The organism is Mycobacterium sp. 852002-40037_SCH5390672 (genome assembly GCF_001665875.1).
GTDB lineage: Bacteria > Actinomycetota > Actinomycetes > Mycobacteriales > Mycobacteriaceae > Mycobacterium.
This window is the reverse complement of record NZ_LZTA01000014.1, coordinates 109,661-124,249: the sequence shown is the minus strand read 5'-3', so window position 1 is coordinate 124,249 and position 14,589 is coordinate 109,661. Positions and strand designations below refer to the sequence as shown.

General features: G+C 64.8%; 13 protein-coding genes, 1 tRNA gene and 1 pseudogene. 10 read left to right on the top strand and 5 right to left on the bottom strand.

Annotated elements, in window-relative coordinates; genetic code table 11:
• Nucleotides 1–4: 4 nt before the first annotated feature.
• The 4 genes from pstA to pstS (A5782_RS03665) all read right to left on the bottom strand — a co-directional run bounded on the left by pstA (nucleotide 5) and on the right by pstS (A5782_RS03665) (nucleotide 4,521).
• Nucleotides 5–907: a phosphate ABC transporter permease PstA gene (gene pstA, locus A5782_RS03680; protein WP_067095273.1), complete on the bottom strand. Its 903-nt coding sequence runs from the start codon at nucleotides 905–907 to the stop codon at nucleotides 5–7.
• 129 nt (nucleotides 908–1,036) lie between these two features.
• Nucleotides 1,037–2,011: a phosphate ABC transporter permease subunit PstC gene (pstC, locus tag A5782_RS03675; RefSeq protein WP_156623780.1), complete on the bottom strand. Its 975-nt coding sequence runs from the start codon at nucleotides 2,009–2,011 to the stop codon at nucleotides 1,037–1,039.
• Nucleotides 2,012–2,041: 30 nt separating this feature from the next.
• On the bottom strand, nucleotides 2,042–3,151 hold the full coding sequence (gene pstS, locus A5782_RS03670; RefSeq protein WP_067095266.1) for a phosphate ABC transporter substrate-binding protein PstS: 1,110 nt from the start codon (nucleotides 3,149–3,151) through the stop codon (nucleotides 2,042–2,044).
• Between the two features lie 263 nt (nucleotides 3,152–3,414).
• Nucleotides 3,415–4,521, bottom strand: a complete 1,107-nt coding sequence (pstS, locus tag A5782_RS03665) for a phosphate ABC transporter substrate-binding protein PstS (protein ID WP_067095264.1) — start codon at nucleotides 4,519–4,521, stop codon at nucleotides 3,415–3,417.
• 273 nt (nucleotides 4,522–4,794) lie between these two features.
• Here pstS (A5782_RS03665) and A5782_RS03660 point away from each other — a divergent pair, with 273 nt between their 5' ends.
• The 7 genes and pseudogenes from A5782_RS03660 to A5782_RS25125 form a co-directional block, all read left to right on the top strand.
• Nucleotides 4,795–5,586, top strand: coding sequence for an SDR family oxidoreductase (locus A5782_RS03660; protein WP_067095261.1), 792 nt, complete (start codon nucleotides 4,795–4,797; stop codon nucleotides 5,584–5,586).
• Nucleotides 5,587–5,610: 24 nt separating this feature from the next.
• Entirely contained in the window at nucleotides 5,611–6,687 is a 1,077-nt protein-coding gene (locus tag A5782_RS03655) for a diacylglycerol kinase (RefSeq protein ID WP_067095258.1), read from the top strand.
• Nucleotides 6,688–6,770: 83 nt separating this feature from the next.
• Nucleotides 6,771–8,012 carry an Nramp family divalent metal transporter gene (locus A5782_RS03650; protein WP_197694093.1) on the top strand — a complete coding sequence of 414 codons (1,242 nt, stop codon included), beginning with the start codon at nucleotides 6,771–6,773 and terminating at the stop codon, nucleotides 8,010–8,012.
• Nucleotides 8,013–9,086, top strand: coding sequence for a poly-gamma-glutamate hydrolase family protein (locus tag A5782_RS03645; RefSeq protein ID WP_067095252.1), 1,074 nt, complete (start codon nucleotides 8,013–8,015; stop codon nucleotides 9,084–9,086).
• Nucleotides 9,087–9,093: 7 nt separating this feature from the next.
• Nucleotides 9,094–9,918, top strand: a complete 825-nt coding sequence (locus tag A5782_RS03640; RefSeq protein WP_082942763.1) for an LLM class F420-dependent oxidoreductase — start codon at nucleotides 9,094–9,096, stop codon at nucleotides 9,916–9,918.
• Between the two features lie 49 nt (nucleotides 9,919–9,967).
• Nucleotides 9,968–10,040, top strand: a tRNA-Arg gene (locus A5782_RS03635).
• A gap of 173 nt (nucleotides 10,041–10,213) precedes the next feature.
• Nucleotides 10,214–10,902: pseudogene (locus tag A5782_RS25125) on the top strand (transposase); the annotation flags it as partial.
• 60 nt (nucleotides 10,903–10,962) lie between these two features.
• On the opposite strand, the gene A5782_RS03620 reads toward A5782_RS25125, so the two are convergent.
• On the bottom strand, nucleotides 10,963–11,544 hold the full coding sequence (locus tag A5782_RS03620) for a TetR/AcrR family transcriptional regulator (protein WP_067095245.1): 582 nt from the start codon (nucleotides 11,542–11,544) through the stop codon (nucleotides 10,963–10,965).
• A gap of 123 nt (nucleotides 11,545–11,667) precedes the next feature.
• On the opposite strand from A5782_RS03620, the gene A5782_RS03615 reads away from it, so the two are divergent.
• The 3 genes from A5782_RS03615 to A5782_RS03605 all read left to right on the top strand — a co-directional run bounded on the left by A5782_RS03615 (nucleotide 11,668) and on the right by A5782_RS03605 (nucleotide 14,436).
• Nucleotides 11,668–12,486 carry an SDR family oxidoreductase gene (locus A5782_RS03615; RefSeq protein ID WP_067095242.1) on the top strand — a complete coding sequence of 273 codons (819 nt, stop codon included), beginning with the start codon at nucleotides 11,668–11,670 and terminating at the stop codon, nucleotides 12,484–12,486.
• Nucleotides 12,487–12,547: 61 nt separating this feature from the next.
• A complete protein-coding gene (locus A5782_RS03610) occupies nucleotides 12,548–13,465 on the top strand; it encodes an alpha/beta hydrolase (RefSeq protein WP_082942762.1) in 918 nt (305 codons plus the stop codon).
• Nucleotides 13,466–13,503: 38 nt separating this feature from the next.
• Nucleotides 13,504–14,436 carry an NADP-dependent oxidoreductase gene (locus A5782_RS03605; protein WP_231986585.1) on the top strand — a complete coding sequence of 311 codons (933 nt, stop codon included), beginning with the start codon at nucleotides 13,504–13,506 and terminating at the stop codon, nucleotides 14,434–14,436.
• Nucleotides 14,437–14,589: the final 153 nt, after the last annotated feature.

The window sequence follows — 14,589 nt, the reverse complement described above, 5'->3', positions numbered from 1 at the left end:
CGGGTCAGCGTTTGCGGCTGGCCAGAAAGCGCGTCAGCGCCGCGACGATGTTGATCACGGCGACCATGATGATCAGCGTCAGCGCCGCACCCCAGATCCGCAGGAAACCGGCGTGTTCGGGATTGGTGAGCTCGGTGTAGATCAGCAGCGGCAGCGAAGCCATGTTGCCGTGGAAGATGTCGGCGTTGATCGATCGGCTGTAGCCGACCAGCACCAGCACCGGCGCGGTTTCGCCGATCACCCGCGCGATGGACAGCAAGATTCCGGACACGATGCCGGGCATAGCGATCGGGAAGACGATCCGCACGATGGTCTTCCATTTGGACACACCGAGCGCGTAGCTGGCCTCACGCAGGTCGTCGGGCACCAGCCTGAGCATCTCCTCGGCGGAGCGCACCACCACCGGCAACATCAGCAAGACCAGGGCCAGCGACACCGCAAACGAACTCTGCTGGAAGCCCAACGTGGCGATCCAGAGGCTGAAGATGAACAGCGCCGCCACGATCGAGGGCACTCCGGCGAGCACGTCGACCATGAACGTCGTCAGCCGCACCAGGCGCCCGGATCCGTATTCCACCAGGAAGACCGCGGTCATCAAGCCGAGGGGCACCGCCAGGGCTGCGGCCACCCCGGCCTGCACCACCGTGCCGTACAGCGCGTGGTAGACGCCGCCGGCGAACTGTTCCGGCAGCACGCCGCGTAGCGAGTGGGTCCACCATTCCGACCGCGTGACGGCGTACCAGCCTCGTTCGACCACGATCCACAGCACCCAGATCAGTGGCACCAGCGCGACACAGAACGAAGCGAGGAAGAAAGTCGTCGCGGCGTTGTTGGTGATCCGGCGCCGGAAGCTCAGCGGCCTGAACACCTCGACTTTGACCGGCCGGTCAAGCGCTTCGACGCTCATCGGCGCCGCTCCTCCTCATCGCTTCGCTCTGCATCGTCGCCCGCGCGGATCATGGGCGCCGCTCCTCATCGCTTCGCTCGGCATCCTCGTCCGCGCGGATCATGGGGCGCCGGTCTTTCTCGCCGCGCATCATCCGTTGACCTTGCCGCCGGCGATCGCACGAGCGAGCGCGTTGACGACGAACGTCAGGACGAACAGCGCGAAGCCGGCCGAGATGTACGCCCCGGTCGGCAGCGGCGCACTGAACTCCGCGGCCGCCGAGGCGATCTTCGAGGCGAAGGTGTAGCCGCCGTCGAACAGCGACCAGTTCCCGGGGCGGGCGGCCGAACGCAAGATGATCAGTACCGCCACTGTCTCGCCCAGTGCGCGGCCCAGCCCCAGCATCGAGGCCGCGATCACACCGCTGCGGCCGAACGGCAGCACAGTCATGCGCACCACCTCCCATTTGGTGGCGCCCAGGGCTTGGGCCGCTTCCATCTGGATGTGCGGGGTCTGCCGAAAAACCTCACGCGAGACGGAGGTGATGATCGGCAGGATCATCACCGAGAGCACCACGCCGGCGGTGAAGATGGTGCCGCCGCCGGCCAACGAAACGTTGCCCTGCTTGAACAGGAAAAACCAGCCAAGGTGGCGATTGAGAAACGCCGCTACCGGCTCGATCTGGGGCGCGAGCACGAAAATGCCCCACAGCCCGAAGATGATCGACGGCACCGCGGCGAGCAGATCCACCACCGCGCCGAACGGGCGCGCCAGCCGCTTCGGTGCGTACTGGGTGAGGAACACGGCGATACCGACTGCGATCGGAACGGCCAGCACCAGCGCGCTGAGCGAACTGAGCACCGTGACCATGAGCAGGTCGCGGATACCGAACGCGAGCTTGTCCGGGTCGCTGGTGCTGAATTTGGCGCTGGTGAAGAAGTTCGCGTGGTTGACGCGCAACGACGGCACGGCACGCAGCAACAGGAATACCGCGATCAGCAGGATGGCGAACACGATCGTCGAACCGGCAGCGGCGGCGGTCAACTTGAACAGTCGATCAGCCCGCCGCCCCACGTGTTCACTCAGCGCTGTTAGTGCCGGCTTCTCCGCGGTCGACGGGCTGATTGATGTTCCTCGTGTCACGACCACCTCAGGTTATGTGATGGCGTTGATGGAAGCAGACAGTCTCGCCTTGAACGCGTCAGGGATCGGGATGTAGCCATTGTCGGCCAGGCCGCTTTGGCCGGCGCCGATGGTGCTTTGCAGGAACGCCTTTACGGCCGTACCGACCTGCGGGTCGGGATACTTCGAGCAGACGATCTCATAGGTCGCCAACACGATCGGGTAGGAACCGGCCTGCGTCGGCTTGTAGAACGAGAGCGTGTCCAGCACCAGGTCGTTACCCTGGCCGGCGATCTTGGCGCCGGCGATCGTCTTGCCCACCGAGTCGGCGCTGATCGACACCGCATCCGGGCCGGCCGAGGTGACGATCTTGGCCATGTTCAGTTTTTGCGCCTGAGCAAACGACCATTCATTGTAGGTGACGGATCCTTCGGTTGCCTTGATCGCCGCCGACGTCCCGTCGTTACCCTTGGCTCCCTCGCCGACACCGCCCTTGAAGGTCTTTCCGGCGCCCTTGCCCCACGCGCCGTTGGAGGCGGCATCGAGATACTTCTGGAAGTTGTCCGTGGTGCCGGATTCGTCGTTGCGGAACACGACGTGAATCGGCTCGGCCGGCAATGCGACACCGGGGTTGAGCGCCTGGATGGCGGGGTCGTTCCACGTCGTGATCGCGCCGTTGAAAATCTTGGCCGCCGTGGCGCCGTCCAAGCTCAGCGAATTGAGACCCTTGACGTTGTAGGTGATGGCGATCGGCCCGAAAACCACCGGCAGGTTCAAGGCCGGTGAACCGCAACGTTGTTGCGCCGCGGCGTATTCGTTGGGCGCCAGTGGCGAATCAGAACCACCGAAATCGGTTTGCTTGCCGTTGAATTCGCTGATTCCCGCGCCCGATCCGTTGGCGGTGTAGTTCAGTGTCTGTCCGGGGCAGGCCTGCTCGAACGCGTTGACGAAACGGGTCATCGCATTGGCCTGCGCCGTGGAACCGCTGGCCTTGAGGGTTTTCGCCCCGCCGCAGCTCACCTTGCCCGAGGAGCCGCTCGTTGCGCTCGCGCCGGTCCCGTTGTTATCGCTTCCGCATCCGGACAGCGCCAGCGCGCCGGCACTCAGGACACTCAGCACGGCGCCAAATCGGTTGAGTTTCAATTCGCTTCCTTACGGTAGGGATGAAACAGGATCGCCGCCGGTCAGTAGCGCTGCGCCCCGACCGGCCCGTCTCGCAGCCACGAAGCTAACAGTAACAAGGTTAACGTTGAGCAAATTGTCTGGCGCTCGCCGCTGAACGCCGTGGCGACCGGCGGCGACGTGGGCGGGAGCCGAACTCCATGACATCTCGGCACAATGCCTCAGCAAAGGAAAGCGCGGGTGTATGCCTACGCGCCGATGGCACCGCGAAGTCCGGTGTCGAATCACGAAATGGCGTCGATGGATTCCGACAACCGGGACTTGAATGAGTCCGGTACCGGGATATATCCATTGTCCGCAAGGCCGTTCTGTCCGGCACCAATGGTGCTTTGCAGGAAGGCCTTTACCGCCGCACCGACCTGCGGGTCGGGGTACTTCGAGCAGACGATCTCGTAGCTGGCCAACACGATCGGGTAGGAACCGGGCCGGGTCGGCTTGTAGAACGAGAAGGTGTCCACGACCAAGTCGTTGCCCTGCCCGGTGAGGGTGGCACCGGAAATCGTCTTCCCGACCGAATCCGCACTGATCGACACCGCATCCGCCCCGGCCGAGGTGAGGATCCTGGCCATGGTCAATTTCTGCGCCGCAGCGAACGACCATTCGTTGTAGCTGATCGACCCCTCGGTGGCTTTCACTGCCGCCGACGTGCCGCCGTTGCCGTCGGCGCCCTCGCCGACGCCACCGTTGAATGTCTTACCGATGCCCCGATCCCAAACGCCGTCGGAGGCGGAGTCCAGATATTTCTGGAAATTGTCCGTGGTGCCGGACTGGTCGCTGCGGAACGTCACCCGGATGGGCTCGGCGGGCAGCGCGGGGCCGGGGTTCAGCGCCTGGATCGCGGGATCGTTCCAGGCGGTGATCGCGCCTTTGAAGATCTTCGCGGTGGTGGCCCCGTCGAGGATCAGCGAGTTGAGGCCCTTGACGTTGTAAGTGACGGCAATCGGGCCGAAAACCACCGGCAGATTCCACGCCGGCGAACCGCATCGCGTCTGGGCCGCGAAGTATTCGATTGGGGCCAGTGGTGAATCCGAGCCTCCGAAATCGGTTTGACCTCCGGTGAATTCACCGATCCCCGCACCCGAACCGTTGGGGGTGTAGTTCAGTGTCTGGCCGGGGCAGGCCCGCTCGAATGCGTTGACGAAGCGGGTCATGGCGTTGGCCTGGGCGGTCGATCCGCTGGCCTTCAAGGACTTCTTTCCGCCGCAACTGACCTGGCCCGACGGGGTCGCCCCACTCCCCCACGCTCGGGTGCCGTTGCTCCCGCATCCCGACAACACCAGCGCGCCGGCCGTCAGGACACTCAATGCGGCACCAAATCGGTTGCGCCTCAAGTTACTTCCTCACGGTGAAGACCAAACATGATCGCCGCCGCTCAGCTAACAGCACCAAGGTTAACGGCGGGCGAATGGCCGCGCGGTCCCCCGCGGTACCGCTGGCGCGGTCCGGTCGCCCAACGGTCGGGCGCGTGCACGCCTGCGCAGGCCCATCGACAGGCCCGATCGGCGCGCCCGGATGCAAAAGTAGAACCTGTTCCAGAAATGCCCGATCTGAGACGGTGCGGCTTGCTACCGTGTCGGCTGACACCGAAAACAAGAGAGGCCGCCATGATCCTTGACAGGTTCCGTCTCGACGACAAAGTCGCCGTCATCACTGGTGCAGGCCGCGGCCTCGGGGCAGCCATCGCGCTGGCCTTCGCCGAGGCCGGCGCGGACGTGCTCATCGCCTCACGCACGGAATCACAACTAGAAGCCGTCGCCGAACAGGTCCGCGGCGTCGGACGGCGGGCCCATGTCGTGGCCGCCGACCTGGCGCATCCCGAGTCCACCGCGGAACTCGCCGGCCAGGCCGTCGAGGCCTTCGGGAAACTAGATATCGTCGTGAACAACGTCGGCGGGACCATGCCCAACACGCTGCTGACCACCTCGACGAAGGATCTCAAAGAAGCCTTCACCTTCAACGTCGTCACGGCCCACGCGCTGACGCTGGCGGCGGTGCCGTTGATGCTGGAGCATTCCGACGGCGGCAGCATCATCAACATCACCTCGACCATGGGCCGACTGGCCGGGCGTGGTTTCGCCGCCTACGGCACGGCCAAGGCCGCGCTGTCGCACTACACCCGGCTGACCGCCCTCGATCTCTGCCCACGTGTTCGCGTCAACGCGATCGCCCCGGGTTCAATCCTGACCTCCGCGCTGGACGTGGTTGCGTCCAACGACGAACTGCGAGCGCCGATGGAGAAGGCCACACCGATGCGCCGGCTCGGCGATCCCGTCGACATTGCCGCTGCCGCAGTCTATTTGGCCTCCCCCGCCGGTAGCTTCCTGACCGGTAAGACGCTTGAGGTCGACGGCGGCCTGACCTACCCCAATCTCGACATCCCCGTCCCGGATCTGTGACCCCCAACCGCTAAGGAGCTAGTCATGCCCATCCCCGTCGTCCAATTGGGCACCGGCAACGTCGGTATCCACGCTCTGCGGGCGCTCATCACCAATCCGGAGTTCGAACTGAAAGGCGTCTGGGTGTCGTCCGACGCCAAGGCCGGTAGGGACGCGGCGGAGATTGCGGGCCTGGCGGAATCGACAGGTGTGCTCGCCAGCACCGACCTGGACGCCGTGCTCGCCACCGGGACGCAATGCGCCGTGTACAACGCACTGGCCGACAACCGGTTGCCCGAGGCGCTCGAGGACTACCGGCGCGTGCTGGCGGCGGGAATCAACATCGTCGGCAGCGGACCGGTCTTCTTGCAGTATCCGTGGCAGGTCATCCCCGAGGAGCTTATCAAGCCTCTGGAAGATGCGGCGCGCGAAGGGAATTCGAGCGTCTACGTCAACGGCATCGATCCGGGCTTCGCCAACGACCTGCTGCCGCTGGCGCTGGCGGGCACCTGCCAGAGCATCCAGCAGATCCGGTGCATGGAGATCGTCGACTACGCCACGTATGACAGCGCCGCGGTCATGTTCGACGTCATGGGATTCGGCAAGCCACTGGACGAGATCCCCATGCTGCTGCAACCGGGCGTGCTCAGCCTGGCGTGGGGATCGGTGATCCGCCAGATGGCGGCGGGTTTGGGCATTTCGCTTGACGAGGTCACCCAGGACTACGTCCGCGTTCCGGCCCCCGAGGACTTCGACATCGCGTCGGGGCATATCGCCAAGGGCACCGCCGCGGCGCTGCGTTTCGAGGTGTTCGGGATGGTCAACGGCCACCCTGTGGTCGTCCTCGAACACGTCACCCGGCTGCGCGAGGACCTGTGCCCCGACTGGCCGCAGCCCGCCCAGGAGGGGGGCTCCTATCGCATCGAAATCACCGGCGAACCGTCCTACGCGGTGGATGTCTGTCTGAGCAGCCGCAAAGGCGACCACAACCACGCCGGGCTGGTGGCCACCGCGATGCGGGTCGTCAACGCCATCCCCGCAGTGGTGGCCGCCCAGCCGGGCATCGTGACGACCCTGGACCTTCCCCTGGTCACGGGGAAGGGTCTCTACCTCCCGCAGTGAGGCCCGAGGGCGGGAAACGCCCTAGCCGCTGAGGGTCGCGCGGCGATGTTCGACTAACCTCACTTTCTTATTCGGTGAAGTGAATCGAGGTCGGCACGTTGGGGCAGCGCACCCAGGGCTCGCTCAAGGGCAACTGGTATTTGCTCGGGCCCGCTTTTGTCGCCGCCATCGCCTACGTCGACCCCGGAAATGTCGCTGCCAACGTCAGCGCCGGCTCGCAATACGGCTATCTGCTGCTGTGGGTCATCGTGGCGGCCAATGTGCTGGCAGGCCTGGTGCAGTACCTGTCGGCGAAGCTGGGGTTGGTCACCGGACGCTCCCTGCCCGCAACGATCGGCAGGCGGATGGGCCCCGCGGCGCGGCTGGTCTACTGGGCTCAGGCCGAACTCGTGGCCATCGCCACCGATGCGGCCGAAGTCGTCGGCGGGGCCATCGCTTTGCACATATTGTTCAACCTGCCGCTGCTGGCCGGCGGTCTGATCACCGGCCTGGTGGCGCTGCTGCTGCTGGGGATTCAGGACCGGCGCGGACAGATCATCTTCGAGCGGGTCATCACCGGCCTGCTGCTGGTCATCGCGATCGGGTTCGCCGCGAGTTTCTTCGTCAAGACGGCCCCTCCGGAGGAGATGCTCGGTGGGCTGGTCCCCCGCTTCCGCGGCACCGAAAGCGTGCTGCTGGCGGCCGCCATCCTCGGCGCCACCGTCATGCCGCACGCGGTGTACATGCATTCCGGTCTCGTCCTGGACCGGCACGGGCATCCCGACGAGGGGTCACACCGGCGTCTGCTGCTGCGCGTCACCCGCTGGGATGTCGTGCTGGCGATGACGGTGGCCGGCACGGTGAACGCCGCGATGCTGCTCATCGCCGCGATCAACCTGCAACACCGCGACGTGAGCGCCTCCATCGAGGGCGCCTACTCCGCAATTCACAACACGCTGGGCGCGACCATCGCGGTGCTGTTTGCGGTCGGGTTGCTCGCGTCCGGTCTGGCGTCGTCATCGGTGGGCGCCTACGCCGGCGCCATGATCATGCAGGGGTTGTTGCACCGGTCGATTCCCATGGTGGTGCGACGGTTGGTCACCCTGGTGCCCGCCCTGGTGATCCTGGCGGTGGGATTCGATCCCACCCGCGCGTTGGTGCTGTCCCAGGTGGTGCTGTCGTTCGGAATACCTTTTGCGGTGCTGCCTTTGATCAAGCTGACCAGCAATCGCGAGCTGATGGGTGGCGACGTCAATCACCGCATCACCACGATTCTTGGCTGGGCCGTCGGCGTATTGATTAGTCTGCTTAACGTGGTGCTCATCTGGCTGACGGTGACCGGCTGAATGCCGGCCCGCCGGCATCTCTACTTCGCATACGGGTCGAACCTATGCGTCAGGCAGATGGCGCAACGCTGTCCCGACGCCGCGCATCCGCGGCCCGCGGTCCTGGCCGATCACGACTGGCTGATCAACCAGCGCGGCGTGGCCACCGTCGAACCGCTGGCCGGTAACCGGGTGTACGGCGTGGTCTGGCAGATCTCCGACGGTGACTTGGCGACGTTGGACAGCGCCGAGGGTGTGCCGGTGCGCTACCGGCGCGACGAAATGACCGTCCACACCGACGACGGCCCGTCACCGGCCTGGGTCTACATCGACCACCGGGTGACGCCGGGCCCGCCCCGACCGGGGTACCTGCCCAAGATCATCGACGGCGCCACGCAGCACGGGCTGCCACAACGCTGGGTCGACTTCTTGCGCCGCTGGGATCCCGCCGGCTGGCCACGCGCGAAATCGTCGGCGTCCGGGCCGGGGCCGCGGTCGCTTTCAGCGTTGCTGAATGAGCCGGGCATGACCGAGTTCAGCCAATTACGTTCGCGTTTCGGCTTTCTGGCGATCCACGGCGGCGGGCTGGAAGAGATGACCGATGTGATCGCCGAACGCGCCGCCGAGGCAGCCGGAGCGTCGGTGTACGTGGTGCGCCACCCCGACCACTACCCGCACCACCTGCCGTCGGCACGGTTCGACCCGGCCGAATCGACGCGGCTCGCGGAGTTCCTCGACCATGTCGAGGTCGCGGTGTCCCTGCACGGGTACGGCCGCCATGGTCGCAGCACCCAGCTGCTGGCAGGCGGTCGCAACCGGACATTGGCCGCTCACCTAAGCAGGCACATCCAGCTGCCCGGCTACCAGGTGATCACCGACCTCGACGACATCCCGCCGGAATTGCGGGGCCTGCACCCGCGCAACCCGGTGAACCGGGTGCGTGACGGCGGAACCCAACTGGAGCTCTCGGCGCGGGTCCGGGGGATCAGCCCGCGCAGCCCGCTGCCGGACGATGACGGTTTGTCGTCGGTCACCAGCACCTTGATTCAGGGGTTGGTGGACGCCGCCCGTAGTTGGTCAATGTCGGATCGTTGAACGGAGATTGTTGGTGGCCAAGGACTTTCGCTTCGGAATGAGTATGCGGTTCTTCAAGTCGCGCGAGGCACTGCTGGAGAAGGCCAAGCGCGCTGAAGACGCCGGCTTCGACATTCTTTGTGTGCCCGATCATTTGGGCGCCGCCGCGCCCTTCCCGACCCTGACCGCGGTCGCGATGGTCACGAAGACGCTGCGGCTGAGCATGTATGTACTCAATTCCGCGTTCTACAAGCCGGCCCTGCTCAGCCGGGACATGCAAGCCTTGGATCTGCTCAGCGACGGTCGCCTCGAGATCGGACTCGGCACCGGCTACGTCCGGGAAGAGTTCGAAGCCGCGGAGATCCCGTATCCCAGCGCCGGCGCCCGGGTCGACTACCTCGAACACGTGACGAAGTATCTCAAGGAACACCATCCATCGACGCCGCTGATCATCGCCGGCAATGGCGACCGGGTGTTGACCATCGCTGCCCGCAACGCCGACATCATCGGGCTGACCGGCTCCAAGGTGCGCGACGTCGAGGATCCGTTCGCCGAGCGTGTCGACTTTGTCCGCAAGGCCGCCGGGGATCGGTTCGACTCACTCGAGCTCAATCTGGCCATCACGGCGATGCCGAGGGCCGGGGAGACCGAGCCAGACCTCAAGCTGACCCGCACTTACTCGCCGGACCTGTCCGATGAGGAGATCCTGTCCCAGCCCTCGGTGCTCAGCGGTTCGCCCCGCGAGATTGCCGACACCTTGTCCGCATACCGGGAAAAGTACGCCGTGTCGTCCTTCACCGTGCAGGACAACAACATTGACAACTTCTCGAAAGTGATCGCCGAACTGCGCTGACCGCCGCGACGATATATGGGCAGGCCTGCCGGTAAGCTCAGGCCCGTCCGCCCTCGTAGCTCAGGGGATAGAGCACGGCTCTCCTAAAGCCGGTGTCGCAGGTTCGAATCCTGCCGGGGGCACAAGCTGGCCAGTTGATCGGTCAGCCCCCACTCTCCTTCGGGCAGCCGATCATCATTCGATTGGGCTTGTTCAGCTCCCGCTCCTAGCTGTACTGAGGTGAGCCCTTCGTAGTGGTCCAGTCGTTGTGTGACCCTGATGCCTGAATGTTCGGGCAGGAAGAGTCGACGACGACATGGCAGCGAACAAGCGCCGGCGGCACACGCCGGATCAGATCATCCGCAAGCTCGCCGAGGGCAACAAGCTCCTCGGAACAGGGCAGGAGCTCAGCGAAGTGTGTCGCCACCTCGAGATCACCGAGTCGACCTGGCATCGCTGGGTCGCCCAGTACGGCGGGATGAAGGCCAGCGACGCCAAGCGCCTCAAGGAACTTGAGGCCGAGAACGCCCGGCTCAAGAAGCTGGTCGCCAACCAGGCCCTTGACATCGACATGCTCAAGGAGATTTCGGCGGGAAACTTCTGACCCCGAATCGCAAGCGCAGCGCCGTTGGGATGCTGCGCGAGCGGTTCGGGGTCTCCGAGCGGCGGGCGTGTGCGGTGGTCGGTATCCACCGTTCCACCATGCGTCTGCAATCACCGCCGATCAGCGATGAGGAGGCCGAGTTGCGGGCCTGGCTGCGCGCGTTGTCCACCGAGCGGCCCCGCTGGGGATGTCGCCGTGCCGCGATCGCGGCACGGCGAGCTGGTTGGAAGGTCAACAACAAGCGCATCCGCCGGCTGTGGCGCCAGGAAGGCCTGCGGGTTCCGCAGCGCCGCAGAAAGAAACGCTTAACCGGCATCGGTGCGCCGGTCGGGGCGATTTGCCCGATCCGACCGAACGTGATCTGGGCGATGGACTTCCAGTTCGACACCACCGCTGATGGCCATCTCGGCTAGTTCAGCGGAGGCACGGTGATGCTCGTTGGATTCGCCGCGCTAGTACTGTCAAGGGCCTTTGCGCAGCGCTTCTATTGCGGTGTCGAGGTCTCGGATCGCTTGCTGGACAAGCGTGGTCATGGATTTCCGATTTCCGGGTTGCAGCCAACTTTGGAAGGCATCGGCGAGGGCGAGTGCGCCGAAGTTGGCGGCCAGGTTCGCGACAGGCGGTTTTACCCCGCGCGCGACCAGCGCGTCAGCTATCGCCGTTGTCAGGGCGGCGGCTTTGAGCAGGTCTCGCTCTTTGAGTTCGGGATTGGCGTCGATGACGGCTTGACGTTTGGCCACAAGTTCGCGGCGGTCGTCTGTGAAGCCGGCGGCGAACGCGGTCAGTGCGGCCCCGATCGCTTCCATGGGGCCGGCTTCGTCGGGCGCACCGGCGATGGCGTCGGCGAACATGCCGCGGTAGGCATCCTGGCCGCGGAATAGAATCTCGCGTTTGTCGGCGAAGTGACGAAAGAACGTCCGTTTGGTCAATCCCGCGCGCTCAGCGATCTCGACGACCGTGACGTCCTCATATCCGCGCTCGGCGAACAATTCCACCGCCGCGGCTCCCAATCGCTCGGCCGCGTTGGGTTCCCACCGACTCATATCCGCATTCTAAAGCGCGAAGACGTAGTGATGACACCAAGTGCCGTATTGATGTAGTGTGATGACACCTGGTGCCGTGCTGTCGGCGCCGGAATATGACCCTCTGCGCAGACAGGAATCGGAATGAAGGATCTTCGCGCAGCCTACGGACAGTACGCACTCGTGACCGGGGCGTCCTCAGGCATCGGAGAGCAATTCGCACGCCACCTCAGTGCGGCGGGCGTCAACGTCATCTTGGTGGCGCGCCGCAAAGACCGTCTGGACGCCTTGGCCACCGAGCTCTCCCGTGCACACGGCACCGAGAGTGTCGTGCTCGCCCTGGATTTACTTGCCGAGGGTGCAGTGGACGAACTGGCCCGTCGGGTCACCGATCTCGACGTCGGGTTAGTCGTGGCCAATGCCGGCATCTCTTCTGCAGGGCCGCTGGTCAACAGTTCGCTTGCCTACGAACTCGAAGTCCTCACCCTTGATGCGGTGGTGCCACTGCAGATGGCGTACGTTTTCGGCAATGCGTTCGTCCGGCGGGGTCGCGGAGCCATCGTTTTGGTGGCGTCCAGCCTCGACGCCAGCGCCGCGCCCTACGTGGCCAACTACGCCGCGGCCAAGGCGTACATCTCGTCACTGGGCCAGGCGTTGCACTACGAACTGAAAAAAGACGGCGTCGACGTCCTGGTCCTCTCGCCTGGGATGACGAAGACCGAAATCACCGAAAAATCCTTTGGCCTTGACCCTCAGAAGATCAGCGGCCCAAGAATGGCGGCGTCGCAGGTTGCCGAGGCGGCGTTGAACAGCCTGGGCGCGCGGGCGCGCGTCATCCCAGGCGTCACCAACAGCGCTGCGGATCTTCTGGTTAAACACCTGATTCCGCGATCCCTGTCGGCCAAGATGTTCGGCTGGCTGCTCGGCCGCGCTCTCATCGAGACCGCGCCGCATGTGCCATGAGGCGTAAATAGCCTTTACTGCAACGTATTTCGAGAGGAGTCATCCCTTGCACATTCCCGGCATGCCAGTCGATATCCCTGACGAAATGCTCTCGGCAGTGCTCCGGCCCGAATTCGACACTCTGGCACCGGTGGAAGTCTTCCCCGGGGTAGCGAGTCATCTGGATCGCCCGTACGCCACTCGCATCGGATTTCGGCAACTCACCATGGATCTGCACATCCCGCACCATCCTGCGGCCACACCGGTTCCCGTGATCGTGTACGCACATCCGGGAGGCTTTTTCACCGGCATCAAGCAAATGGGCCCATGGCGATTTCTGCTCGAGGCGGGGCTGGCGGTGGTGTCGGTCCAGTACCGGCTCAGTGGCGAGGCCGTCTTTCCTGCGGCCATCCAAGATGTCGCTACGGCCGTGCGCTGGGTGCGGACCAACGCCGATCGCTACAGCTTGGATTCTGAGCGCATCGTGGGCTTCGGTTCCAGCGCAGGCGCCTACCTCATCAGCGCCGTTGCGCTCGCCGAAGACGACAGCGACCTGGTGAGCAGCACCGAACCCTCTTCGGAGGTGTCCTGCGGTCTGACTGCTGTCGTGGAGCACTACGGACCCACCGATTTCCTCAAACACGATGAGGACGCACACCCCGACGCCATCGAACGAATGCACGGTCCAGACACCACACTGGCGCGCTTCTTCGGATTCGTGCCATCCAGCCAACCGCAGGTGGTGGAGCGGGGAAACCTGTGCCGCCTGGCACATCCCGGCGCGCCACCCTTCCTGATCGCCCACGGGGACAGGGATCGTCGCGTCGGCATCGAGCAGAGCCGGCGCCTGCATCGCGCACTCACAGCCGTGGGGGTCCGGGCGGACCTGGTGGAGATCGTCGGCGGCGACCACGGGTCTGCTCACTTCAACGCGGCTCCGCTGCATCACAGAACGTTGGCATTCCTCGAATCTGTTCTGGCAATGCCCCTATCCCGTTGACACACGACACCACTAATCGGAGAACTCACATGCCCACGATGAAGCGAATTCAGTACCACCGCTACGGTGGACCGGACGTCATGCGGCTCGAAGGCTTCGAGCCCAGGAAACTCGGCGCCGACGATGTTCTCGTCCGGGTGCGCGCGGCCGCTGCTAACCCGATGGACTTCGGGATCCGAAACGGCGCGATGAGGATGGTGACCGGCCGAACCTTCCCACGCGGGATGGGCTACGACTTCGCCGGCATCGTCGAGGCTGTCGGCGACGACGTGACCCGGCTGCGTGTGGGTGACGAAGTGCTCGGGGGGCCGCCGATCAAGTGGTCAGGCGCGTTCGCCGACGTGGTCGTCGCCGAAGAGAAGGGTGTCGTCACGAAGCCCGCTGCCTTGACGTTCGAGGCGGCGGCCGCCGTTCCCACTGTCGGTCTGACCGCGTACCAAGCCCTGTTCAATGAAGGGAAGATGCAGCGTGGCGAGTCGGTGTTCGTGCACGGATGCCTTGGGGGAGTGGGTCGCTCGGCGGTACAACTCGCGCTGGCACACGGGGCGGCCGTGGCGGGAAGCTGCCGGGCCGGCTCGGCGGACGAGGCGCGCGAACTCGGTATCGATCCGATCGTCGACTTCGACTTCGATCCCACCGCCCTCACACACCGATTCGATGTCGTCCTGGACACCGCCGGCACGTTACCGGTCAGAGATGCCCGAAAGATGTTGACGGCCAACGGTCGTATCATCAGCGTCAAGCCGAGTCCAGCGAACATCGTCAGGAGCGTCCTGCCTGGCCCATTCCACGTCGTGATCGCCAAGGCGGTCACATCCGATATCGAGGCGGTCGCGAGGGCCGCCGGCGAAGGGGTGCTGCGGCTACCCATCGCCAAAACGGTGCCACTATCGCAGGCAATCTCAGCCCTTACGCAACTCGAACAAAACGGATTCGCCAAGCGGGGCAAGCTCATTATTGTGCCTGGCTGAGCCAGCCGGCCAGCAACACCAGGCGCCCCGCATCCGACGTCTGCGACCTAACAGCAACAGCATGGATGACCGTGAGGAGGTGAGCCCGCCGTAGTGGTCCACTGTTGCCCGGTGTTCGGGCAAGGAAGAATCGACAACGACTGGTCGAACTTT

Excerpts from the sequence above, each read along its gene's own strand:
- pstA (WP_067095273.1), bottom strand. The coding sequence starts at position 907 with ATGAGCGTCGAAGCGCTTGACCGGCCGGTCAAAGTCGAGGTGTTCAGG.
- A5782_RS03660 (WP_067095261.1), top strand. The coding sequence starts at position 4,795 with ATGATCCTTGACAGGTTCCGTCTCGACGACAAAGTCGCCGTCATCACT.
- A5782_RS03655 (WP_067095258.1), top strand. The coding sequence starts at position 5,611 with ATGCCCATCCCCGTCGTCCAATTGGGCACCGGCAACGTCGGTATCCAC.
- A5782_RS03645 (WP_067095252.1), top strand. The coding sequence starts at position 8,013 with ATGCCGGCCCGCCGGCATCTCTACTTCGCATACGGGTCGAACCTATGC.
- A5782_RS03620 (WP_067095245.1), bottom strand. The coding sequence starts at position 11,544 with ATGAGTCGGTGGGAACCCAACGCGGCCGAGCGATTGGGAGCCGCGGCG.
- A5782_RS03615 (WP_067095242.1), top strand. The coding sequence starts at position 11,668 with ATGAAGGATCTTCGCGCAGCCTACGGACAGTACGCACTCGTGACCGGG.
- A5782_RS03610 (WP_082942762.1), top strand. The coding sequence starts at position 12,548 with ATGCCAGTCGATATCCCTGACGAAATGCTCTCGGCAGTGCTCCGGCCC.
- A5782_RS03605 (WP_231986585.1), top strand. The coding sequence starts at position 13,504 with ATGAAGCGAATTCAGTACCACCGCTACGGTGGACCGGACGTCATGCGG.